Source organism: Methylobacterium fujisawaense, assembly GCF_039619325.1.
Lineage (GTDB): Bacteria > Pseudomonadota > Alphaproteobacteria > Rhizobiales > Beijerinckiaceae > Methylobacterium > Methylobacterium fujisawaense.
This window is the reverse complement of the sequence record NZ_CP155000.1, coordinates 4934985-4957567: the sequence shown is the minus strand read 5'-3', so window position 1 is coordinate 4957567 and position 22583 is coordinate 4934985. Positions and strand designations below refer to the sequence as shown.

The window sequence follows — 22583 nt, the reverse complement described above, 5'->3', positions numbered from 1 at the left end:
GTCCTCGACGGGCCGCAATTCATCGGACTGCGTCATCTGTTAACCTGCAGCGTCGGCGTGGACCGGCCGCGCGCCGGGAGCCGTGACGCGGTGGCAGGCGGCGAGCGCGCCCGCGCCGCGCGTCACGAGGTGCGGTCCCTCGGCCGCGCAGGGCGCGAAGGCGCGGGGACAGCGCGAGCGGAAGGCGCAGCCGGCCGGAAGGTCGATCGGGCTCGGCGGCTCGCCGTCGAGGAGGCACTCCTCGGGGCGGTAGCGGCGCTCCTCCAGGGTCGGCATCGCCGACAGCAGGGCCTTCGTGTAGGGGTGGCCCGGATCGAAGAACAAGCGCTCGTTGTCGGCGAGTTCCACGACCTCCCCCAGGTACATGACGGCGATGCGGTTGCAGGCTTTGCGCACCATCGCGAGGTCGTGGCTGATGAAGATGTAGGTGAGGCCGTGTGCCCGCTGGAGCTTCTCGAACAGGGCGAGCAGCCGGAACTGCTCGGTCTGGTCGAGCGACGAGAGCGTCTCGTCCATCAGAAGTATCTCGGGCTCGAGCACCATCGCGCGGGCGACGTTGATGCGCTGGCGCTGGCCCGCGGACAGGCCCACGGGCAGCGCGTCGTAGAGCGCGGGGCTGAGGCCGACATCGTTCATGACCGCGCGGACGCGCTCGCGGATGCGGCCGGCATCCCGCCATCCGTGGGTGCGCAGGGGCGCCTCGAGCATCGCGCCGATGCCGGTGCGGGGTGGCAGCGAGTTGAACGGGTCCTGCAGCACGAGCTGGAGCTTGCGGCGGAACCCGAGGAGTGCCGGTCCCGCGAGCGGCGCGATGTCCTGCCCGTCGCATAGGATCCGGCCGCCGCTGGGGCGCTCCAGGCGGCTGAGCAGGCGCATCAACGTCGACTTGCCGCAGCCGCTCTCACCGACCACCGCGAAGCTGTCGCCCTTGTGGATGTCGAAGGTCACGTTGCGCACGGCGCGGAGCGCGCTCGTCCCCGCGAAGGTCCCCCGCTCCCGCACCCGGTAGGTCTGCGACACGTCCTCCAGGCGGATGACCGGGCTCGATTCGGACCGGTCGCACGCAGGCTCGCCGGTGCGTGGCAACGCGGGGGAGCGGGTCCAGATGGTCGGGATCTGGGCGACCAGGTCGCGGGTGTAGGCGTGCCGCGGCCGCGCGATCAGGGCCTCGGTCGGCTGCTCCTCGACGAGGCGGCCGGAATCGATGACGAGCGTGCGCGACGCGGCCTCCCGGGCAACCGGGAGCGACGAGGAGACGAACAGGATCGCCGTCTGGAAGCGCTCCGTGAGCTCGCGCATCAAGCGGATGACCTGCGCGGCCACGGTCACGTCGAGGGGCTGGGTGACGTTGTCGGCGACGAGGAGCGCCGGATCCGAGATCATCGCGTCCACCAGCAGCGCGCGCTGCATCATGCCGCCGGAGAACTGCGACGGGTAGTCGTGGAAGCGCCGGGCGGCGGAGGGTATCCGGACCGCGTCGAGCAGCGCGACGACCCGGCGGCGCGCCTCCGCCGCCGCGACGGCGGGATTCACGGCCCGCATCTTCTCGGCGATCTGGTGGCCGACGGGCAGCGTGGGGTCGAGCGCGCCCATCGGGTTGGCGCCGACATAGGCGATCTCTCGGCGCAGGGGCCGCATCGCGCGCGGGGCGAGATTGAGGATGTCCTGCCCGCGGAAGCGCACCGTTCCGCGCGCGGTGAGCGGCGGCTCGAGGCCGTTGACCAGGGCCTTCGCCAGGACCGTCTTCCCCGCGCCGGTGGCGCCGACGACGCCGACGATCTCCCGCGGCGCGACGTCGAACGCGATGGCGTCGAGGATCCGCCGTCCGCCGACGGGCCCGGCGAGGTCGACGCTCAGGTCGCGGACGGACAGGACCGGCGGCGTGTCCATCAGGCGCCTCCGTGGATCGCGTTGCGCGCGCGCTCGCACGCCGCGCCGATCAGGTTGAGGCCGATGAGCGTCAGGCCGAGGAACACGCCCGGCATGGTGGCGATCCACCACGCGTTCAGCAGATACTTCCGGCCGTCCGCGATGATGTTCCCGAAGGTCGGCGTCGGCGGCTGCACGCCCAGACCGAGGAAGCCCAGCGTCGATTCGAAGATCATCATCCGGGCGATGTCGAGCACCGACGTGAACAGGATCGGCGGCACGAGGAGCGGCGTCAGCAGCGTCAGCACGATCCGGGCATGGGTGGCCCCCGAGACCTGCGCGGCCCGGACATATTCGCGACCGCGCTCGGCCATCGCGACGGAGCGCATCACGCGGGCGTAGACGGGCCAGTTCGACAGCCCGAGCACGAGGATGATGGCGGGGATCGTCGGCCGGGACACGCCGAGCACGGCGATCGCCAGGATGATCATGGGGATCGAGAGCTGCGCGTCGGTGATGCGCATGAGCACCGCGTCGGTCCGGCCGCCGAAATAGCCCGCGACCATCCCGAGCGCACAGCCGATGACGAGGGTCAGCGCGGTCGAGGCGACGCCGATCAGGAAGGAGTAGCGCAGGCCGATCAGGCAGCGGACGAGCATGTCGCGGCCGATCTGGTCCGTGCCGAGCGGGTGCGCCCAGCTCCAGTGCGGACCGGCGAAGAGCGGCGGCAGCAGGCGGGCGCGGACATCCATCTTGCCGGGATCGAGGCCGCTGAGCTCGGGATAGAGGACGGTGGCCACGACCAGGACACCGAGCAGACCGAGGCCGATGCGGAACCCGGTCGCCCGGGCCGCCCGTCCGAGGATACGGCGCCCGATCGAGCGGGAGCGTCCCGTATCGACCGGGACGGACCCGAGGGTGAGGCTCGACTCGACGCCCATCAGTAGGCGAGCCTCGGATCGATGATCGTGGCGGCCAGATCGACGAGGATGTTGATCACGACGAAGATCGCGCTGGTGACGATGGCGATGCCCTGGATCAGCGGGAAGTCGCGCTGGAGCACGGCGTTGATGGTGAGCAGGCCGAGTCCGGGATAGTCGAGGATGTATTCGACGATGATCACGCCGCCGAGCAGGCTGGAGAACTGGACGCCGAGGAGATTGAGCAGCGGTACGGCGGCGTTGCGCAGGACATGCGCCCCGACGATCCGCGTCTCCGTGAGACCGCGGATGCGGCCGACCGCGACATAGGCCTCGCCCATCTGGGCGGCCACGGCGCCCGAGAGGGTGCGGATCAGCACCGGTGACAGTTCCACCGCCAGCACGATGGCCGGGAGGATCGTGTAGGAGAAGCCGCCGTAGCCGACCGCCGGGAGCCAGCCGAGCTTCACCGAGAACAGCAGCGCGAGCACGATCGCGAGCCAGAAGTTCGGCAGCGAGATGAAGATCGACGAGACCGCGAACGCGAACCTGTCCGCGAGGCCGCCCGGTCTCAGCCCCGCGGCGATGCCGACGAGCGACGAGAAGGCCAGGGCGAAGGCCAGGGCCAGGGCAGCGAGCTGCAGCGTCATCGGCAGGGCCTCGCCGATGAGGGCGGCAACGGGCGCGCGCTCGGCCCGGGTCGCGTCGTCGAAATTCGCGCCGCCCGTGGCCGCGCCGTTGGCGGGCCGCACGAAGCTGTGGCCGAGGTCGCCGCGCACCACCTGCCCGGCGTAGCGTCCGAACTGGACCAGGATCGGATCGCGCAGGCCCATCCGGTTGGCGATCTGCTCCACGAGGGAATCCGGCGCCATCCCGCCGACCATCAGGCGTACCGGGTCACCCGGAACGACGCGCAGGAGCGTGAAGATCAGGAGCGAGACCAGGGTGATGATGATCGCCCCCTGCGCGAGGCGCCGGGCGAGGAAGCTGAGCACGAACATCGGGCGATGGGGCTACGGGTGACGCGCCGCCGGAGGCGCGGGGATGGGGTGCAGATCAGGCCGTGCGTGCGGCGTCGATCGAGCCGTCGGGATAGATGAAGAGGCCCTTCAGGTCGGCCTGCATCGCGTGGATCATCGCCGAGGTGAAAAGCGAGAGGGCCGGCGCCTTGGCGGCCAGGAGCGGCATGGTCTCGGTCTGCAGGATCGTCTTGCGCGCCTCCAGGGTCGGCGCGTTCCGCTCCTTGTCGAGGCTCGCGTCGACCTCCGGATCCTCCAGACCCGTGATGCGGTGCGCCGACGCGTGGAAATGCGTGCGCAGCACCAAGTCGGGCTCGGGCGATCCGGTCGACCAGCCGCAATCGATCATGTGGCCCGGCCCGCCGCCGGGGCGATGATAGAGGCGCTCGTTCCAGGCCGCGGGTTCCAGCACGGTGAGGGTGACCGGAAAGCCCTGTTCGTTCAGCATCGCGGTGATGATCTCACCGTATTCCTTGGTCTTCGGATAGAAGCCGACCGAGGTGATGTATTCCAGCGGCGGCAAGCCCTTCCCTTTCGGGAAGCCGGCCTCCGCCAGCAGCGCCTGCGCCTTGTCGGGGTCGTAGGCGGGATAGTTCTTCAGGTCGACATAGCCGAACTTCACCGGCGAGACGAAGTTCGACGAGGCGTGGCCCGCGGAGCCGAGGACATCGAGGATCACGCTCCGGTCGATCGCGTGGCAGGCTGCGAGGCGCAGGCGGACGTCGTTGAACGGCGGCTTGGAGCAACGGAACCACAGATACTTGTTCTCGACCGAGACGATCCGGCTGACGGCGATCTTCGGGTTGCCCTTGACGGTCTCGACCTGCTCGGGCTCCAGGCGCTCGACGATGGAGGCCTGCCCGTTCATCAGGGAGAGCATCCGGGTGGTCGAATCCGCCGTGAAGGTGAAGTCGATGCCGGGGATCGCCGGCTTCCCCTTGAAGTAGCCCTCGTGGGCCTTGAGCACCGTGGTGTTGCCGCGCTGCTCGACGAAGCGGAACGGGCCTGTGCCGTTGAGGCGCTTGGCGAGGACGCCGCCGGGGCCCTCGGCCACGTCCTTCGCCGACATGATCGGCAGGAACGAGGCCAGGAAGACGAAGAGGTGCGCCGGGTAGCCGCCCTTCGTCGTGTCGACGATCACCGTACGGTCGTCGGGCGTCGTGATCGTGAGCGTGTCGGTCGGTCCGGGATACCATTGCGCCGGTCGATCGGGCTGCGCGCCGTACTCGAAGGTCGCCTTCACGTCCTCGGCCTTGAAGGGCTTCCCGTCGTGGAATGTGACCCCGTCGCGCAGGGTGATCTGCAGGCGGTGCGGATCGAGAAGCTTGATGTCGGTCGCCAGTTCGTAGACCACCTTGCCCGGATCATCGAGCGTCATCGGTGTGCGGGTGAGGAATCCCATCACGAAACCCTCGATGTTCTTCTGCGAGAGCGTCGTGTGGGCCGTCGGGTCCCAGTTCCCGGTGATGTTCTCCGCCGACAGGAAGACCAGAGGCCGCGCGCTCTGAGCGAAGGCCGAGGCGATCAGGAAGTCGGGGTTGATCTGCGCGCACGCGGCGATCGTACCGAGCCGCTGAAGGAACCGCCTGCGATCCATCCCGTCGCCCTCCACCTTCGAACCGACGACACACATCGGTCAAAAACCACACAGCAAGCCACGTGCCAGTGTCGTGCATTGCCGGAGTACGGCGGACTCGCGATCGTCGCCGCGCGTAGACGCGACGGTGCGTGGTGTGTGAGCACCGTGCTCACAGAGTAAACACGCTGCCGATTATCGGTCCGTTGGCACCGAAGATGCCCATGCGGTGCGCAAAATCGCCCTCGACTTCATGTATCGAGCCGATCCGAGACGCGAACTCGCGAAGATACAACGCAAAGTAGACGGTCTTCCGGCGTCTTCAGCAAAAGTAGCGGGATTAAACCGCAGTTCCACCATGACGGGCCGATGCCGCCCACTCGCGCTCTACTGTGGCCGAAACATCTCGACTCGGTCAGACTCCACAAAAACCATGCACGCCCCATTGACGATGCAGAATCTCTCATGACACGTTGAGGCAGCGATGAGCTCGGACCCGCAAGAGTAGCGGTGTCCTTCGGCGAGACCGGATTCGGCTGACGACCGAACCGTGATCGGCCCGTCATCGAGAAGGCGCGCAGAACGCCAAACCAGTCACACCACCGGCACCGAATGGGTTCCGACGGCTCCCGGCCGCTCGGCCTGCCGCCCCGCGGCCGGTCCGCGCACGGGCATGCGCCGGCCGGACCCCCGAACGGAGATCACGATGATCGGGGACATTTCGCGCTTCGCCTCACCATCCGGGACCGGCGCGGTCCTGGGCCTGCTCGTGCTAGGATCGGGCCTGACCGCACTTCCGGCCGCGGCTCAGACCGCGACGCCGGTGGAGACATTGAGCGATCAGACGCAGGCGCGGACGAACCCGGATATCGCAGCAAAAGCGACGTCGCCAATCCGCGTCGGTCCGCTCGCGCCTTGGGCGACCGAGATGGCGGCGGCCGGCTTCACCTTCGACATCAACATGTACGACTTCTACCAAGCCAACCCGTCCGCGGGTCTGCGCACGGGGCAGCAATCGAACTCCGCCTATTTCGTCCTGTCGATGACGGCGGACATGCAGAAGCTTGCCGGCATCGCTGGCGGGAGCATCAATTTCACCGAGACGCTCTTCGGGCTGGTGCGCAACCTCAACATGGCCGGCGACATCGGCGATACCACGATCGGGTATCAGCCGCCCTACAATCCGAACGACAACCGCCTGTCGCTCCTGACCTATCAGCAGAAGCTGTTGGACGACCGCCTCGTCATCGAGGTCGGCCGCACCCATCCGGGCCGCTATTACGCCCTGCCGCCCTGCAACTCGATCAACTCCTGCTTCCAGGACATCCTGTATTTCAATGCAGGCTGGACCTCGCCGCTCTACTCGGTCTGGGGGGCGAATTTCGCCTACAAGACATCGCCGACCACGTACATCCAGGCCGGCGCCTTCAGCGTGAATCCCGGGACCAACGTGCTCTCGGGCTACGATTGGGGCTATGAGCGCCTGTCGGGCGCTCTCGCCATGTTCGAGATCGGCCGCGTGACCGATTACACGCAGGAAGCCTATCCCGGACGCGCTTCGTTGACCGGTTTCTACAACTCGGCCGATCATGACGACAACTTCAAGACCGTCTTCGGCACGTCCAAAGGCCTTTTCAAGCGACAACCGGAACTGACCCCTTCGCGTCACGAGGATCTGACCCCCATGCCGGTTTCCTCGCCTAGACGGGCGTGGGGTTGGGGACGATAGCGGCCCTCTGTAGAAGTCCGCTGCGACGCTTCTCGCGCAGGCGGTAGCTGTCACCGCGGATGGTGACGACGTGGCTATGGTGCAGCAGCCGGTCGAGGATGGCGGTGGCCACCACCGCGTCCCCGAACACGCTGCCCCACTCGCCCACCGCCCGGTTCGAGGTCACCAGCATCGCGCCGCGCTCGTAGCGGCGACTGACGAGCTGGAAGAACAGGTGCGCGGCATCCGGCTCGAACGGCAGGTAGCCGAGCTCATCGATGATCAGCAGCTTCGGCTTGGCATAGTGCGTCAGCCGCTCCTCCAGCCGCCCCTCGGCGTGCGCCTTGGCCAACTGCGCCACGAGCGTCGTGGCTGGGGTGAACAACACGCCGTAGCCGGCCACGATCGCCGCACGCCCGATCGCCACCGCCAGATGCGTCTTGCCCACCCCGGGTGGTCCGAGGAGCAGCACCGCCTCACCGTTGGCGATGAAGCGGCCGGTGGCGATCTCGCGGATCTGCGCCTTGTCCAACGAGGGCTGTGCGCCGAAGTCGAAGCCGGTCAGGTCGCGCACGAACGGGAAGCGGGCCAGCCCGAAGGCCATGTCGATGCGCCGCTGATCGCGCCGGGCGATCTCCCGCTCGCAGAACAGCGTCAGCGCCTCGCGGATCGTCAGTTCGCCCCGGCCGGCCTCGTCGATCAGGCTGTCGAGTTGGTCACGCATGGCCGTCAGCTTCAGGCGGTCGAGCAGTACGGTGAGGTGATCGTGTTCCTCGCTCATCAGAAGCCTCCCCCGGCGACAGCCTCGTACTCGGCGAGCGGACGCAGCAGTTCCGGCGTCGCCACGAGAGGAGGCGGGTCGCGCCGATGAGCCGGTCGCTCACGGCTACCCACGAGCCCGGCCAGATGAGCGTCGTCGACCGCACGGCCGTGACGTCCCTTCAGTTCGGCATGCGCGGCGACCTCCCGTCCGCCGTGGTGGACGCGCACCACCGCTCCGCTCACGGTGACCCGCACCCGCTCACCGATCAGCCGCCAGGGTACCGAGTAAGCGTTGCCGTCGACCGCAACCGCGCAGTCCGCTCCGACCCGGCGCACGAGATCGCGCGCGGCGGAAAACGGCGGCACGCCCGCGAGCGGCCGTAGCGCCCGAGCCTCGTCGCGGGCGAACCGCTCGCCCGGCGCCTCGCCGGTCGTGCCGTGCACGCGCCGGTCGGCGACGTCCCGCGTCCAGGCATCGAGATGCGCCTCCAGGGCTGCGAAGCTCGCGAAGCGGCGGCCGGCCACGGCATTGTTCTTGACGTAGCCGACGCCGCGCTCGTCCTTGCCCTTCGTGCGCGCCCGGTACGGGGCGCAGGCCCGCACCCGGAAGCCCCAGTGGCGGGAGAAGGCGTGCAGGCGCGGGTGCAGGACGACCTCGCGGCTCACAGGGTCGTGGTGCAAGACCAGGGCGCGAGCGTTGTCGAGCAACACCTCGTGTGGCACGCCGCCGAAAGCCCGGAAAGCGCTCTCCAGCCCGGCGAACCAGTCCTCCTGCCGTTCGTGGCCGAAGGCACGCACGTGCAGGCGGCGCGAGTAGCCGAGCGTCGCTACGAACAGGGAGACCCGAGTCGGCACGCCGCCGATCTCGACGCGCCGTTCGCCAAAGTCGATTTGCATCTGCTCGCCCGGCCGCGTCTCGAACCGCACGCTCGCCCGCGCGGCGATCACCAGATCCCGCCGCAACGGCGCGACCGCCCGCTCCACCGTGCGCAGGCTGACGTGGATGCCCTTCTCGGTCGCCAGATCCTGGCGCACGACGTCGGCGTTGCCCGCATGCTGCCGGAAGCGTTCGACCAGCCAGTCCGCCAAGCCGTCGAGCTGCTTCGAGCGCGAGGGCGTCGCGCAGGGGCGCCAATCCCCCCGTCGCAGCCACTGCTTCACCGTGTTCTTCGAACAGCCAAGCTCGGCTGCGATCCGCTTCGCGCCCCAGCCGAGCGCCTGCAGCCGCATCATCGCCGACACGTCGTCCGGCGTCTTCATCTCGGCCCTCCACGGATCGTCCATCCGCGTCAGAGCCTGAGCCTCGTTCCTGATCATCTCGACCTCCTCGCTCATCGAGGGGGTCAGATCCTCATGGCGTCAGGGGGTCAGTTTGCCGTGTCGCCTGACAGGCCTCAATCCCGGCACGCCGGTCCTCCAGAAATCCGGGACGTCAGGTATTGTGCTGACCGGTACGCAGACCCTCTGGCGGGCCGATGGCGGACGCGAGGTCAATCCCCACCCGACCGCGATCTCGGTCTATACCGGGACCGGATATGCCTTCGATCCGACGATCCCGATCCGCTTCAACAGCTTCGTCGGATTGCTCCTGCAGGCGCCGGACCAGGGCCGTCCCCTCGACACCTACGGCATCAAGATCAACTGGCAGCGCCTCAACGAGAACTACACGCGCTTCCTCGCCGACGCGAATTTCATCTCGGGCGGGTCGGGCGCTCCCTTCTCCCGGGACAAGTTCGTGTTCGAGCTCAATGCCCATTTCGCCATGCCGGGCGGCGTGATCCTTGAGCCGGTGGTCCAGTACCTCGTCAACGGCAATTCCTACTTCAATCCCTACACGGCGCGCCGACCCAAGGACGGCCTCTACGGCGGCTTCACCCTGTCGGTCCCACTCGGCACCCTGCTCGGCTTGGCTCCAGGCTGAGGCTTGCCAATTCTGGCCGAGCGACGGGCTCGGCCAGCCCCTCTTCGGAGACGGCGTGACAGCCTTGTCTGCCGCGCCGCACCGATTTCGGCCGCAGGCGAACATTGCTAAGACGGCCGTCACACAGCGCCAAGCGCAGACGGAATGTCATCTGCCGCCGCATCAGGGAAAGGACAATGGAGAGGCAGGCAGCCAGCGCGGGTGGGGAGCATCATTGGCATCTTGAGCAGCCGGCACGATTCCGAGCTTGCACATGTCCATGCCTCCGCGCGGATCACGCCGGAGCAGGCGTCCTGGTTTCATCCAGGCGCCAACGATCTCGCGAACCATCCATGCCATGCTTCGAAATTCAGTCATCCTCTCGGGAAAGGCTGCTCAGCGAAACGCGGCGGCCGGCTCGAGATCTCAGTTTGACACGCGACGTGGGTCGAGCCGAGGTCGGTTCTGGAAATGCCGATAAGGCTGCAGAATGGCCAGGATGGGCGCCAAGTGGAATGTTGATCCTGCACGCGTTGGCGGTCAGGCGTGACGCAGTCTGGCCAAAAGCAACTGGTCGGCTGCCGGAAAGGCCCACTCAAAAAGCGGACGAGCTCTCAACGACCCATGTCGGCCCTGCTGGCAATCGTTAAGTCTTGCTGAAAGCAGTCATCCGTTGGTCGTCCGGCAGCTTCGACTGGGGGGAGATTGGCCGGACTACGGTATGCCCTGGGGTGACGAACGACCACAACCAAGGGCATCGCGCCTGGCGAATAGTTGGCGCATCAGGAGCGCTCCCTGGCTTCGGACCCGGCGTCATTGCCTGAGGCCTGCGAGCTCTCCCGCCGTGAGTACACGGTGCACGTCTGTGTCCGACAGCAGGCCTCTAGCCATTCTCCTCGCGGAGGCTGACGAGCTTGTCCGTATGGTCACGGCCGACATGCTGGAGTATGCCGGCTTTCAGGCCATAGAGGTCCGCACAGCCGCCGAGGCGCTGGCGATACTTGAAAGACCGATCCCGGTGAGCATTCGGAGTACGGGACGCGGCATCGTAGGCGACAGTATTGCCCTTGCCCACCCTGTTCTTCGCCTCTGGTCCGATGTCGACATCATTGCCGCGTCGCGGGTCGGATCAGAAGTCGAGGACGAGTTGCAGCCGGGCACACGCCTGCTCAGCAAGCGCTCCGAATTTCCAGACCTCATCCATGAGGTGGCAGCTGGCCTCGCACACGGTCAGGACGAGCCTTCAGCCGCTCCTGTGCTCCCGGGCGGTATGCCAACCCCATACGGGATCGGGAACGGAGATGGGCACAGGGATGGGAGCCAACGCCGCCTCCACGACACAGCCGGACAAATCGTAGCCCTCGCTATCATGGCGGCTAGACCTGAACGCAATCAGCTCGGCTGTCGCGATGTCCCCAACGAGGCGTGAACAGAACCAGCGATGACGAACGCTTTTCTGCAGCGCCGCTCGTGATAGGAAGCGCAGAGAATCATCCTCAACAGCCGTTCGGCTCCTGACCTCAACAGCCCTCCCGGTTCGCACGATCCAGTCATAGCGGCAGTTATGCTGCGACACCTCTAATATATATCCGCTTTAAATCTATTTTATGTCAAAAATTATAGACCAAACAATAGATTTATTTATAATATATCTTGATACAGTGTGTAGACATGAATCATGCGTCGGAATTCCGACTGTAATAATTTCATTGATAGCGTCTGATTTGAATTGAAATTTTCAATCGGACTGAGTGACGAGCTTGAGCGATCCGTCGATGAACACCGACATGAGGAGGATCGCCGACACGCCGAGCAGGCCGGCGTCGAAGGAACTCGTTGGGGTCGATGACGCTCACCGCGAGCAGAAGAACGCCCGCTGCCCGCGCGATCCGAACCGCGCCCCGCGTTTTGCCGCTTAGCGCGTCGCGACAGCGACGCGCGGCGATGGATCGGTCGAGGCTTCGGGCTCGACCGTCGCGACCAGCGCCTCGACCTCATCCATGAAGCGGCGCACTGCATGCTCGGCCGTGCGCCGCGTCGGGTCGTCCAACGAGAGTGTTCCCGCTGCCGCGGCCAGCGCGATCGGCAAAACCCGCAGCGCCTCGCGGATCGACCTGCGCAAAACTTCGATCTGATGTTGACGCGGTCCTGGATCCTCGCCCGCTTCGAGGGCGGCGACAAGGTCATCGGTCAGGCGCCGAGCGGCCTCGCCCTGGAGCATGATCGGAAGTCTTTGGATGCGGGCCATAGCGTCCTCTCAGCGTGCCAGGACGCGGGCGGCGCCCTTGGTGGTCTCGACCGCCTGGGACACGCTGCCCACCGCCTGCGCGATGGCGCCGATGTTCTGCGCGATCGCGCCGACCGCGCCGGCAGCATCCTGCATGTTGGCCGACATGTCCTGGGTGACCACGCTCTGCTCCTCCACCGCGGCTGCCGTGCGCACCACGTAGTCGCGCATGGTCTCGACGGAGGTCAGGATCGTTTGGAGAGATCCCACGACCTGCGCGGACACGGATTGCACGTTGCCGATCTCTCCGGCGATCTGATCGGTGGCGCGCGAGGCCTGGTTGGCGAGGTTCTTCACCTCCTGGGCCACGACCGCGAAGCCCCGGCCCGCCTCGCCGGCCCGGGCGGACTCGATCGTGGCGTTGAGCGCCAGCAGGTTGATCTGGCTGGCGATGTTCTGGATCAGGCCGACGATCCCGCTCATGGCCGTGGCCGTGTCGCTCAGCTTCTGGGTCAAGTCGCCCGCCGCCTGGGTCTGCTGATGCGCCTCGTCGCTCGTCGCGCGGGCCTTGCTCATGCTCGCGGCGATCTCGTTGACCGAGCGCGCCAGCTCTTCGGCGGCGGCGGCCACCGACTGGACGCTGTCGGAGGTCTTGCCGGCGGCGATCCGGGCCTGTTCGGATTCCTCGTTCGAGCGGCCGACTGCGCGGTCGACCTCGGCAAAGTTCTCGTCGATGAGGACTTTCAGCTCCGTGAGACGCTTCACGTCTTCGGTGACGTCGGTCGCGAACTTCACGATTTTGGCGACCCTGCCGTGCCGGTCCAAGATCGGGTTGTATGAGCCCTCGATCCAGATCGGCCGGCCGTCGCGCGCCAGCCGCTTGAACTGCGCGGCTTGATACTCACCCTTGCGCAAGCGATCCCAAAATTCGTGGTATTCCCGGCTGGCCCGGGTCTCCGGCTCGACGAACAGGCTGTGGTGCTGACCGCGGACCTCGTCGAGGCGATAGCCCATCAGGTCGAGGAAGTTGTGGTTGGCGGTGACGATGGTCCCGTCGGACTGGAACTCGATCACGGCCTGCGAGCGGCTGATCGCGGCGATCTGGGACGAGAAGTCGAGGTTGAGCAACCGCTCCTGGGCATCGGCCCATTCCACGACGAAGCCGATGCGCTGGCCCCCATCCGAGAGCGGCGTCACGAGCAAATCGAACACGCGCTTGCCGACGCGGATGGTCGCCTCATGGGGCCTGTCGAGCGCGGCCAGCATCCGGCGCTGGTGGGAGGGGTCCTTGTGAAAGATGTCGATGTTGCTGCCGATCAGTTTGGCGGCGTCGAAGCGGGGCAACTCGGCCTTCAAATCGGCCTCCGCCTCCTGCATGAAGCGGGTCAGGGCCGGATTCATGTAGGTGATGTTCATCGCGGCGTCGGCGATCATGACATTCGTGCGCAGGGCCGCCAGGGCCGCGATCTCGCTGGTGTTGCCCGCCGACCTGATCTTCCGGATCCAATTCATCGCGCGCCCCCGAACATTGGTTGTGCCTCGATTGGGTGTGGAGACGCGCCTGAACACTCTGAGCTCGCGGGCGTTCCATCGCCGGATAGATGATCTGCCGGCTTCTAAAAGTTCCTGAATTTTGGCGACGAGACCTCGAAAATCGGTGGTATATTTCCTGTCACGCTCTTTAAGCGGGAGTTAACGAAGTCTGAATATCCCTCGGGTACCCGAGGAGTGGAGCCATGAACCTGATCGATCTCGTGCGGCACGTCGCTGACGGTCTCGACGTGGGCGTTCTGGTCACCAGTCCAGATCTGAGGCGACCTGGACCGACCATTCTGTACGCGAACGACGCATTTCTGCGGATGAGCGGCTATGGCGCGGCCGATGTCCTGGGCCAGTCGCCCCGGATGCTTCAGGGGGCGGGGACCAGCCGGGAGGGCACGCGCCAGGTCCAGCGCGCGCTTCGAGGCGAGGGACGATTCTTCGGGCGCCTGCAGAACTACCGAAGAACTGGCGAGTCTTATCTGTGCGAGCTCGATATCCGTCCAATTTATGGCCTGGATGGGCATTTGGAAGCGTTCATCGCTTTCGAGCGGGAAGTCGTTCGCAGGCGTGGTCGGCCTACGGAAGGCGGAGCGGGCCGATACAGGGCTGTTGAGCAATCGGGATGCGGCAATCTCCCGTTCCTCAGCACTCCGATTTTTGCTTGAGATTGCAAAAACTGATAATTTTCGCCCGCCGTTTTTCGGATGGAGAACCGGCCAATTAACTATTTTCAAATACAGTGAACATTATCAGGATGCTGGCCCTGTGCTCGCGCCGAGGCGCATACGGCCCCTTCCACAATTGATCATCTTCGTAGAAACTCCGCGACTTTCCGTCCGGAGCACACTGAGCGGCGAACATCTGATGTTCGCGTTCGACGCTCGAAAGCAGAACGTTGTAAATCCACGCTGATCAGCCGTCTCGCGCCCGATACCACGCAATCAATCAAGGACGGCCGTTCGATCCCAAGAGCGGATGCATCTACCACTGCTTTTACGGCAGAAACGCACCCAACATGACTAATCAGCGAATTCCTACTGCATCCAATAAGTCGAATAGAGTCACTGCGTTCGGCGCGAGACTAACGATCATTTCATTATTTTAAATGATATCCTTTGAAAGTTGCCCAGCGGTTCATCGCCAATAAGTATTTCAGGCTTAAATTGACAGGCGCTATTGGCAGACAACCGGTCCGCGCCAACGATGACACAAGCGCATAGCTTTTAGGAAGACGCTCTTCCGAGCGCCGTCTGCAAGCGATGGGCCAACTCGAATCGATTGCGCCGCGACCGAGTGCGCCGCCTGAGGCGACCATGGCCACGATCCACGTCTTCACGATACGACCTCACAGGTGGGCCCGATCCGGCCGGCAGCACGGGGATCCCGCCGTTGCTCCAGGTGGGGCGAACCTCTCGGTTTCTCGTGGTTCAGCGCCAGCTTGTCGCGATCAGGAACTCAGAGAGCGCAGTCATGCCTGCCGCGGTGATCGTCCACTCGATGACGGAATGACCGCGCAGATGATGCAGGCGCGGACCTCCGATCCGCTGGATAAGGCCCAGGCGTTCCAGAAGGAGATTTCTCGTATCGTCGGCCGCCATCTCGCGGTTGCGTGCACCGATTAGAGCAAGGCGTTCGCCTTGCGTCTTCTTCAAGAGATCGCTCACCGCTTGGCCTGTTCGCCTGCGCCGGTGGCCCATACTGAGATCATAGAGGCCGACATGCGATCGTCTTACCTCACGCGTCGCGCCACTCTGCAACAACCGCGTGTCAGAAGGTCTGATCACCTCCTCGCCGTCAACCAGGATGATCGCGGGTGTTATGCAATTAACCATCACAGAGCGCTCGACTCTCGTTACAAGGCGACGCCACGAGCCGTGATGTCGGCGGCTCGTCCCGAGCTTATTGGTCTCGGCAATGGCGCGGATGGTCGCCGCATCCGGCATTGCGCGACCTCAATCCGGCGCGCCCTGAAGCAGGCTCACGCCGGCGCTTTTACAATGGGTCGATGGAGCAGCGTTCGCTCCAGGCCGCCCCTGGGAGAGCCTGGAGCGGGGCGCTGGACGAGCCTCCTGATGTCTTTCATCAACCCGCCTTGAGGTACTTCTCCATGCTGGCACCGAGGCCGGCGGAATGCGCCTCGAGCTTGTCGGAGATCCGCCGGACCATCTCGGCGAGCTGTCCCGTCTCTCCGGCCGCGGCCGAGACACCGGTGATGTTGGACGACATCTCCTGGGTCGAGGCGGCTTGCTCCTCGACGGCGCTCGCCATGGCCAGCGTGAGTTTCGAGAGCTCGGCCACCTCGTCGGTGATCAGGCGGATCGCCGTCACGGCCTCGCCGGTTGCTTTCTGGATAGCGTGGACCTTGTGGGTGATCTCGCCGGTCGCCCGCGCCGTCTGGCCGGCGAGTTCCTTGACCTCCGTGGCCACCACCGCGAAGCCGCGCCCGGCCGCGCCCGCGCGCGCCGCCTCGATCGTGGCGTTGAGCGCGAGGAGGTTGGTCTGGTCGGCGATCGACTTGATCATTCCGACCACTGCATCGACCTCGCCGGCATTGGCAGCGAGGTTGCGCACCGTCGCATCCGTCGCCGTCGCCTGGTTGGCGATCTGCTGGGTGCGCTCGGAGACCCGCCCGACCTGGCCCGAGATCTCGTGGATCGAGCTGGTCATCTCCTCGGATCCGGCCGCTACGGAGTTCGCGCGCTCGCTCGCCGCGTCCGCCGAGCGGTTCAAGCCCTCCGCCGATTCCTTCATCTCGCCGATCGCGGTTCCGAGTGCCTCGACGACGCCGGCGACGTCTTCGGCCATGGCGAGTTGTGCGGTGATGACCGACCAAGTCAACATCGGCCCGACATAGGCTCCGTCCGCGTCGGTGATGGCGGAGACTTGCAGGTCGAGGGTCTCGGGTCCGACCTTGATCTTGGTGCGGTGGGGCAATCGGCGCGCGTCGGCGAGCATGTTTCGCTGATGATGCGGGTTCTTGTGAAAAACATCGAAGGACTTGCCCATCATATCGGAGACCTTGATCGGCAGATACCGCTCAATGGCCTCCAGGGTCTTGCGCGAGGTATTGTTGATGTAATTGATCTTGAAGTCGTTCTTCGGGTCTGCGGTCATGACCGCGACCGGCATCTCGTCGATCATGCGCAGCAGCCTGTTGGTCTCGCTCTTCTTGGCCGTGATGTCGCTGGCGAACTTGATGACCTTGAACGGCTTGCCGTCGGCGCCCAGGATCGGGTTGTAGGTGGCTTCGAGCCAGACCTTCGCGCCGGACCGCGCGCGGCGGGGGAATTCGCCGGACGCGAACTCGCCGGCCCGAAGCCTCGACCAGAATTCGTCATACTCCGAACTGCCGGCCATCTCCTCGGTGACCAGGATCCGGTGATGCTTTCCCTGCAAGGAATCCAGATCATAGCCCACGACGGCCAGGAAATTCGGGTTGGCGCGCAAGATCGTGCCATCCATGCCGAACTCGATGATGGCCAATGAGCGCGTCAGCGCGTCGAGGGTGGCCTGGGTTTCATTATAGGCGGACTTACGGAACATGGTGCAACTCTCATTGGACACCGTATCGTGACATCAAAACCATAAGTCGTCCTTAGTCGCATCGCGAAATTCGACCCGTAACGTGCGGCACGAGGTTTCATTTCGAACGCATATGTGGAGCGTGAAACAGACCTCGGTCGCATCATGACTGATTTCCTGTCAGATCGACCCTCGTCCCCGCGTCTGGGCGCCTGCCGACGAGCGAACAGCGGTCGTCAGATCCCCAGGACCGGTCCGAGCGCGCGCATCGAGAGCTGCTGCGCGCAGTGGCAGGCCTGGCGACGGCTTGCTTCGCGCGTGAGGTGGAGCGCGGTCTTACCGATCGCGCACCGCGCCTTGGATCGCGCGGGCACGTCCTCGGTGTGCGGAACTCGCTCAGTCTTGGACAGGGCCGTGACCCGGATCGCCGGCCCCGCATCGGCGAGGTTGGCACAACGGCTATCGCGAAGCCTGTTCCGAATCCTCTTCGTCCGCGAGCCGAAGCAATTCCTCGACCTTCGCGACGTTGCGCTCGGCCATGGCAAGGACTTTCCAGGCCGCGACCAGAAACTCCGGCTCGGCGGACAGCCTCTCGTCCGGGGCTTGGAGGACCCGCCGGAGGCCACCGGCCAGAGCCCGCATCGACGCCGCGGCCTGACGGATCTGCGCGATCCGGGGACCGATGTCCTCGCCGGAATCGAGGCGACGGCGCAGGTCGAGCAGCATGGCGCGGGCGCTCTCGGCGCCCGGGATGATGCCGAGGGGGATGATGTCGGCCATGGCGGTCACGCCTGCCCGACCCGGTGCGGCCCGCCGTGCCGGTGCCCCGCCGGGGCCTCTCCCCGGCGATCCGGCCGAAGCGTGGGATCGGTCCCGAGCCCCGGGGCGCTGGCGGTGCGGCACTTCATCGGGACCGCCTCAGGCCGCGCGCACGGTGGTGAGGAAGCGCGTCATCTCCGATGCGAGTTGCTCGGCGTGTCGCGACAGCTCGCCGGAGGACGCCAGCACCTGGGTCGCCGCGGCGCCGGTGGCCTCCGAGGCCAGGGCGACTCCGGCGATGCTGCTGGTCACCTCCGCGGTGCCGGTCGCCGCCTGGGCGACGTTGCGCACGATCTCCTGGGTCGCCGCGCCCTGCTGCTCGACGGCGGCGGCGATGCTGGCCGCCACCGTGTTGATCTCGCGGATGCGCCCCGTGATCGCGCCGATGGCCGAGACCGCCTCGCCCGTCACACCCTGGATGCGGCCGATATGGCCGCCGATCTCGTCCGTCGCCCGGGCCGTCTGCGACGCGAGTTCCTTGACCTCGGCGGCGACGACCGCGAAGCCCTTGCCGGCCTCGCCGGCCCGCGCCGCCTCGATGGTCGCGTTCAGCGCCAGGAGGTTGGTCTGGCCGGCGATGGCCGAGATCATCGCGACGACGTCGCCGATCCTCGCGACTGCCGCCGTGAGGTCCTCGACGAGCCGCGCCGTCCGGTCGGCCTCGCCGACCGCGGCCTGCGCGAGGGATGCCGATCCCTGCACCTGACGGCCGATCTCCTGAACGGAGCTGCCCAGTTCCTCGGAGGCCGCCGCAACGGTACCGACGTTCGACGCTGCCTGCTCGGCGGCCGCCGCCACGGCCGTGGATTGCGTGGCCGTCTCCGTCGCGGTCGCCGTCATCGTCGCGGCGGTGACCTGCAACTCCGTCGCGGAGCCCGAGACCATCCCGACGATGCCGCCGACGGTCCGCTCGAAGCCGTTCGCGAGGTCCATCAGGATGCGTCGTCGGTCGGCGGCGGCCGTCGCGTCGGCGCCGCGCTTCGTCTCAGCCTCCGCGGCGGCCTTCCGCGCGACCATGGCCCTGATGCCCTCGACCGCCTTGCCGACTTGGCCGACCTCGTCGCGACGGTGGGCTTCCTGGATGGCGGCGTCGATGTCGCCCTCGGCCATGCGCTGCAGGACGGCGACCAGGCGCGCCAGAGGCCGCGTCAGTCCGAAATGGACGATGGCAAACGCGATGGCCAATGCCGCGAGCAGCCCGGCAACCGCAGCGGTGACGAGGACGGTCGTCGCTCGCTCCGCGCTCGTCTGGGCCTCGGCCTTCGCCTGGGCGAGCTCGGCCGTCAGATTATCGATGCGCGGCTGGACGAGGTCGCGGACCTTGGTGCGGGCGGCGAGACCTTCGGAGAGCAGGATTCTCCGCGCGGTCTCGGCGTCCCCGTCGAGGGCCGCCGCGTTCGCGCGCCCGACGATGTGGAAATAGGCTTCGACGGTCTCGTGCAGCTTTTGATTGATCGCCCGCCGCTCAGGCGAGTCGGACAGAGCGATCAGCCTGTCGACGGCCACGAAGGCGTGTCTCACGGCCTCGTCGTAGCGTGATCGGTACGTGGCTATCTCCGGCGGCCGGTCCTCGATGAGAATATTGTGACTCTGAACCGTCGCCTCGAGAACGTTCGTGCGGACATTCAGGATGTTCTCAAGTCGACTGGACTGAACGTCGACGATGTGCCGGGTCTTCTCACCCAGTTCGTCGAAGACGCCGTGCGCGCGATACACAAGGCCGGCCGCGACGGCGGCCACCAGCAGCAACGGGATCGTGACCTTTGTAACAATCCTAACATCGGAAAGGCGCGACATGTACTGCTGATCCACTGTTTTCAATTTTTGGCATGGCCGCACTTAAAGCCGCCTTGCTGGCGGCCCCGCTCTGGAGGCATTCTCAGCGCCATAAGCGACGTTTTCTCTTATTTGGGCGTCGACGGAGGTCACGAGGCGCGGGCCATCGACAGGACCGGCCGCGCGACGGAGGTCGGGCTCCTCTCGAGGGTCGGCGCGGGCGCCTCCGTGGCCGGACTCCCATCCGGGTCGCCGTCGCCTGCAGGCGGCGGCGTCCCCTCGATCCGCGCGATGAGCGCCGCGACCTCGTGGACCGGGCGCGCCGGGCTGTAGAGAAAGCCCTGCGCGATGTCGCAGCGCTTGTCCCGGAGGACGTCCAGTTGCTGGCGGGTCTCCACTCCCTCCACCGTGACGCTCATCGAGAGGGCCCGCGCCATCCGGGCGATGGCCTCGACCACGGCGACCTTCTCGGGCCGGCCCTGCAGGTCGCGCACGAACGAGCGGTCGACCTTCACCTTGTCGAACGGGAATTCGGTCAGGTAGCTCAAGCTCGAATAGCCCGTGCCGAAGTCGTCCAGCGCGATGCGGACGCCCGTCGCGCGCAGGCGCTTCAGGTTCTCCAGAACCTCCGGACCGTGGTCGAGCAGCACCGACTCGGTGATCTCGATCTCCAGCCGCTCCGGCGCGAGGCCGGTCTCGCGGAGAATGGCCGCGACCTCCGCGTGGAAGCCCGGCATGCGCACGTGGATGGAGGATATGTTCACCGCGATCTTCAGGTCGGGCCAGGCACGGGCGTCGGTGCAGGCGCGGCGCAGCGCCCAGCGGCCGATCTCGACGATGAATCCGGTCGCCTCGGCGATGGGAATGATCTCCCCCGGCGAGACCCAGCCGTGCCCGGGCTTGTTCCACCGCAGCAGCGCCTCGAAACCGGCGACGCGCCCGGTCTTCATGTCCACGAGGGGCTGGTAGTGCAGCTCCATCGCGTCCGCCGCCAGGGCCGCGCGCATGTCCAAGTCGAACTGCCGTTGGCGGACGACCCGCTCCTCCAGCGACGGGTCGAAGGTCCGCCAGCAGCCCTTGCCGCCGGCCTTGGCGGCGTAGAGGGCCAGGTCGGCGCGCATGAGCAGGGCGGCCGGCTCGATGGCGTCGTCCGGCACGTAGGCGATACCGACGCTGACGCCGACCTCCAGCCGGGCCTCGTCGATCTGGAACGGGCGGCGCAGGTCGGCCACTACGCGCGCGGCGAGGGACTCGGCCGCGGGCCGACCGAGGTCCCGGACGATCATAGCGAACTCGTCGCCGCCGAGGCGGAACAGGCCGTGCGGGTCGCCGATGGCGAGCAGGCGCGCCGTGACCTCTCGCAGCAGTCGGTCGCCGACGAGGTGGCCGCGGCTGTCGTTGACGGCCTTGAAGCCGTCGAGGTCGAGATAGAACAGCGCGCTCGGGCTCTCGGCCGTGACGACCTCGCGGCAGAGCGTTTCCAGCGTGTCCTGGAAGCCGCTGCGGTTCGGCAGTCCCGTCAGGCTGTCGTGACCCGCCAGGAAGGCGATGCGGGCCTGCGCCTCCCGACTCTCGGTGGCGTCCGACCCCACGCCGCGATAGCCCGCAAACGCCCCTTGCGCGTCGAGGACGGGCTTGCCGTTGAGCGTGATCCAGCGCGTGCCGTTCGCGGTCCGGAGCCGGACGGTTCTGTCGCGGAAGGGTGCGCGCGCCGCGATCGCCGCGGCGACCGCTTGGACGTCCGCGCCGTCGCCGTCCGGGTCGGCGAACGCCTGCAGAAGCGCAGACAGCGTCCGGTGGCGCAGCCCGGCGGCCTCGACGCCGAGCAGGGCGGCGATGGCGCCGCGGGCCTGCCGGAGCCGCCCGACCGTGTCGGTTTCCCAAAGCCAGTCACTCGTGCCCTCGGCGAAGTCCTTGAGCAGGAACCCGATGGTCTCGCTCTGCGCCTGCACCATGACGCGGTCGCGGATGCGCTGGTACGAGTGCCGACACATCCGACGCGCGCTCACGAACACGAAGGCCGCGTACATCGACAGCAGGACCGCGACATACTGGCCGATCGGGCTCTCGCAACCGGCGAGCCCGACGAACATGCCGGCCACGACCGGCGCCACGGCGAGGAGCGCCAAGGAGAAGATCGGGCCCGCGACGTAGGCGTGCGAGATCAGGGCGGCGCAGACGGCCCCGACCACGATCCGGTAGGCGTTGTCGACGGATGGCAACAGGATCGCCGGCATGCTCGCCCAGGCGAGCCCTCGGCCGAGTGCGAGGCCGTGAAGGACCGCGAAGGCCTCGCGGGCGGTCGATCGATCGCCGAGGCGGCCGCGATAGCGTCGCATGGCGATCAGGGCCGCCGCGCAGAGCGCGGTCACCGCCACCGCGAGACCGGATAGGTAAGCGTGCGAGGCGATGCCCCAGAAGATGGCGGCCAGCGCGAGCACGACGGCGGCCTGAGTCACCGCCGAGTATCTGCCGAGCTGCAGCGTCTCGGCGAGCATCGTCGCGCGTGTCGCCTCGCGCAAGCGCGCCTCCTCGTCGGGCAGGTGCACCGCGTCGTCGGCGTCCATCGGCAGGATGATTTCACTCATGGCCGGGCCCGTCCGAGGACGTCGAAGTGTCGGCATCGGCGACGATCACCGCGCCGTCGCGGTCGAAAGCCGTCAGCGCCCGCGCGGGGTCGAGCATGCTCGACTTCACCTTGAGTTCGGCATTCGACAGCGACATCGACGCATCCAGGCAGGAGACGCCCCTTCGCGTCTCGCCCGCGAGGATGAACGTCCCGGACTGCCAGAGTCTCAAGCCGATCGACGGAATTCGGGTGCGACCGAGGATGCGAGGGCGGTATTTCCTGTCATTTCTTTGCGCATGCTCCGACCTGTCGGCCGCGTGGAATTTTCTGTTTCATTTCGCTGCATATTCGTCGCACGTCCCCGGACAATCGAA

17 protein-coding genes and 2 pseudogenes are annotated in these 22583 nt (G+C 66.6%); 5 read left to right on the top strand and 14 right to left on the bottom strand.

Annotation, left to right across the window (positions count from 1 at the left end; genetic code table 11):
- Positions 1 to 39 precede the first annotated feature (39 nt).
- From ABC766_RS23480 to ABC766_RS23465, 4 genes are read right to left on the bottom strand one after another with little or no spacing between them, the layout of a single operon-like run.
- Positions 40 to 1890 carry an ABC transporter ATP-binding protein gene (locus tag ABC766_RS23480; RefSeq protein ID WP_345819650.1) on the bottom strand — a complete coding sequence of 617 codons (1851 nt, stop codon included), beginning with the start codon at positions 1888 to 1890 and terminating at the stop codon, positions 40 to 42.
- The gene (locus ABC766_RS23475) at positions 1890 to 2810 is read right to left on the bottom strand and encodes an ABC transporter permease (RefSeq protein ID WP_345819649.1); all 921 of its coding nucleotides are present in this window, start codon (positions 2808 to 2810) and stop codon (positions 1890 to 1892) included. The genes ABC766_RS23480 and ABC766_RS23475 overlap by 1 nt, the downstream gene beginning before the upstream one ends.
- The gene (locus ABC766_RS23470) at positions 2810 to 3790 is read right to left on the bottom strand and encodes an ABC transporter permease (RefSeq protein ID WP_043347197.1); all 981 of its coding nucleotides are present in this window, start codon (positions 3788 to 3790) and stop codon (positions 2810 to 2812) included. The genes ABC766_RS23475 and ABC766_RS23470 overlap by 1 nt, the downstream gene beginning before the upstream one ends.
- 55 nt (positions 3791 to 3845) lie before the next feature.
- The gene (locus tag ABC766_RS23465; protein WP_345819648.1) at positions 3846 to 5405 is read right to left on the bottom strand and encodes an ABC transporter substrate-binding protein; all 1560 of its coding nucleotides are present in this window, start codon (positions 5403 to 5405) and stop codon (positions 3846 to 3848) included.
- Between the two features lie 685 nt (positions 5406 to 6090).
- Here ABC766_RS23465 and ABC766_RS23460 point away from each other — a divergent pair.
- Positions 6091 to 7047: pseudogene (locus ABC766_RS23460) on the top strand (carbohydrate porin); the annotation flags it as partial.
- 37 nt (positions 7048 to 7084) lie between these two features.
- On the opposite strand, the gene istB reads toward ABC766_RS23460, so the two are convergent.
- Together istB and istA are read right to left on the bottom strand one after the other, a co-directional pair.
- Positions 7085 to 7873, bottom strand: coding sequence for an IS21-like element helper ATPase IstB (gene istB / locus ABC766_RS23455; RefSeq protein ID WP_127991182.1), 789 nt, complete (start codon positions 7871 to 7873; stop codon positions 7085 to 7087).
- Entirely contained in the window at positions 7873 to 9171 is a 1299-nt protein-coding gene (gene istA, locus ABC766_RS23450; protein ID WP_427902312.1) for an IS21 family transposase, read from the bottom strand. Before istA ends, istB begins: the two co-directional genes overlap by 1 nt.
- Before the next feature lie 73 nt (positions 9172 to 9244).
- Between istA and ABC766_RS23445 the strand changes: the two are divergent.
- The 3 genes and pseudogenes from ABC766_RS23445 to ABC766_RS23435 form a co-directional block, all read left to right on the top strand.
- Positions 9245 to 9775: pseudogene (locus tag ABC766_RS23445) on the top strand (carbohydrate porin); the annotation flags it as partial.
- Positions 9776 to 10619: 844 nt separating this feature from the next.
- A complete protein-coding gene (locus tag ABC766_RS23440; protein WP_345819647.1) occupies positions 10620 to 11183 on the top strand; it encodes a response regulator in 564 nt (187 codons plus the stop codon).
- 346 nt (positions 11184 to 11529) lie between these two features.
- Positions 11530 to 11673 carry a hypothetical protein gene (locus tag ABC766_RS23435; protein WP_158498458.1) on the top strand — a complete coding sequence of 48 codons (144 nt, stop codon included), beginning with the start codon at positions 11530 to 11532 and terminating at the stop codon, positions 11671 to 11673.
- Here ABC766_RS23435 and ABC766_RS23430 read toward each other — a convergent pair.
- Together ABC766_RS23430 and ABC766_RS23425 are read right to left on the bottom strand one after the other, a co-directional pair.
- Positions 11670 to 12002 (bottom strand): hypothetical protein, encoded by a 333-nt coding sequence (locus ABC766_RS23430; RefSeq protein ID WP_345819646.1) that lies wholly within the window; start codon positions 12000 to 12002, stop codon positions 11670 to 11672. The genes ABC766_RS23435 and ABC766_RS23430 overlap by 4 nt on opposite strands.
- A gap of 9 nt (positions 12003 to 12011) precedes the next feature.
- Positions 12012 to 13493, bottom strand: coding sequence for a PAS domain-containing methyl-accepting chemotaxis protein (locus tag ABC766_RS23425; RefSeq protein WP_345819645.1), 1482 nt, complete (start codon positions 13491 to 13493; stop codon positions 12012 to 12014).
- Between the two features lie 224 nt (positions 13494 to 13717).
- Between ABC766_RS23425 and ABC766_RS23420 the strand changes: the two genes are divergently transcribed.
- Positions 13718 to 14188, top strand: coding sequence for a PAS domain-containing protein (locus ABC766_RS23420; protein WP_345819644.1), 471 nt, complete (start codon positions 13718 to 13720; stop codon positions 14186 to 14188).
- Between the two features lie 762 nt (positions 14189 to 14950).
- Here the strand turns inward: ABC766_RS23420 and ABC766_RS23415 are convergent.
- The 6 genes from ABC766_RS23415 to ABC766_RS23390 form a co-directional block, all read right to left on the bottom strand.
- Positions 14951 to 15187 carry a hypothetical protein gene (locus tag ABC766_RS23415; RefSeq protein WP_043758576.1) on the bottom strand — a complete coding sequence of 79 codons (237 nt, stop codon included), beginning with the start codon at positions 15185 to 15187 and terminating at the stop codon, positions 14951 to 14953.
- Positions 15188 to 15605: 418 nt separating this feature from the next.
- On the bottom strand, positions 15606 to 17066 hold the full coding sequence (locus ABC766_RS23410) for a PAS domain-containing methyl-accepting chemotaxis protein (protein ID WP_342143198.1): 1461 nt from the start codon (positions 17064 to 17066) through the stop codon (positions 15606 to 15608).
- Positions 17067 to 17504: 438 nt separating this feature from the next.
- Positions 17505 to 17825, bottom strand: a complete 321-nt coding sequence (locus ABC766_RS23405) for a hypothetical protein (RefSeq protein WP_345819643.1) — start codon at positions 17823 to 17825, stop codon at positions 17505 to 17507.
- Positions 17826 to 17963: 138 nt separating this feature from the next.
- Complete coding sequence (locus ABC766_RS23400) at positions 17964 to 19661, bottom strand: methyl-accepting chemotaxis protein (protein ID WP_345819642.1); 1698 nt, start codon at positions 19659 to 19661, stop codon at positions 17964 to 17966.
- Positions 19662 to 19789: 128 nt separating this feature from the next.
- The gene (locus ABC766_RS23395; protein WP_345819641.1) at positions 19790 to 22228 is read right to left on the bottom strand and encodes a putative bifunctional diguanylate cyclase/phosphodiesterase; all 2439 of its coding nucleotides are present in this window, start codon (positions 22226 to 22228) and stop codon (positions 19790 to 19792) included.
- Positions 22221 to 22364, bottom strand: coding sequence for a hypothetical protein (locus tag ABC766_RS23390; protein ID WP_342143193.1), 144 nt, complete (start codon positions 22362 to 22364; stop codon positions 22221 to 22223). Before ABC766_RS23390 ends, ABC766_RS23395 begins: the two co-directional genes overlap by 8 nt.
- Positions 22365 to 22583: the final 219 nt, after the last annotated feature.

Coding starts and splice junctions, on each gene's coding strand:
- ABC766_RS23470 (WP_043347197.1), bottom strand. CDS start 3,790: ATGTTCGTGCTCAGCTTCCTCGCCCGGCGCCTCGCGCAGGGGGCGATC.
- ABC766_RS23475 (WP_345819649.1), bottom strand. CDS start 2,810: ATGGGCGTCGAGTCGAGCCTCACCCTCGGGTCCGTCCCGGTCGATACG.
- ABC766_RS23425 (WP_345819645.1), bottom strand. CDS start 13,493: ATGAATTGGATCCGGAAGATCAGGTCGGCGGGCAACACCAGCGAGATC.
- ABC766_RS23395 (WP_345819641.1), bottom strand. CDS start 22,228: ATGAGTGAAATCATCCTGCCGATGGACGCCGACGACGCGGTGCACCTG.
- ABC766_RS23405 (WP_345819643.1), bottom strand. CDS start 17,825: ATGGCCGACATCATCCCCCTCGGCATCATCCCGGGCGCCGAGAGCGCC.
- ABC766_RS23430 (WP_345819646.1), bottom strand. CDS start 12,002: ATGGCCCGCATCCAAAGACTTCCGATCATGCTCCAGGGCGAGGCCGCT.
- ABC766_RS23480 (WP_345819650.1), bottom strand. CDS start 1,890: ATGGACACGCCGCCGGTCCTGTCCGTCCGCGACCTGAGCGTCGACCTC.
- ABC766_RS23435 (WP_158498458.1), top strand. CDS start 11,530: ATGAACACCGACATGAGGAGGATCGCCGACACGCCGAGCAGGCCGGCG.
- ABC766_RS23390 (WP_342143193.1), bottom strand. CDS start 22,364: ATGTCGCTGTCGAATGCCGAACTCAAGGTGAAGTCGAGCATGCTCGAC.
- ABC766_RS23465 (WP_345819648.1), bottom strand. CDS start 5,405: ATGGATCGCAGGCGGTTCCTTCAGCGGCTCGGTACGATCGCCGCGTGC.
- ABC766_RS23400 (WP_345819642.1), bottom strand. CDS start 19,661: ATGTCGCGCCTTTCCGATGTTAGGATTGTTACAAAGGTCACGATCCCG.
- istA (WP_427902312.1), bottom strand. CDS start 9,171: ATGATCAGGAACGAGGCTCAGGCTCTGACGCGGATGGACGATCCGTGG.
- istB (WP_127991182.1), bottom strand. CDS start 7,873: ATGAGCGAGGAACACGATCACCTCACCGTACTGCTCGACCGCCTGAAG.
- ABC766_RS23420 (WP_345819644.1), top strand. CDS start 13,718: ATGAACCTGATCGATCTCGTGCGGCACGTCGCTGACGGTCTCGACGTG.
- ABC766_RS23410 (WP_342143198.1), bottom strand. CDS start 17,066: ATGTTCCGTAAGTCCGCCTATAATGAAACCCAGGCCACCCTCGACGCG.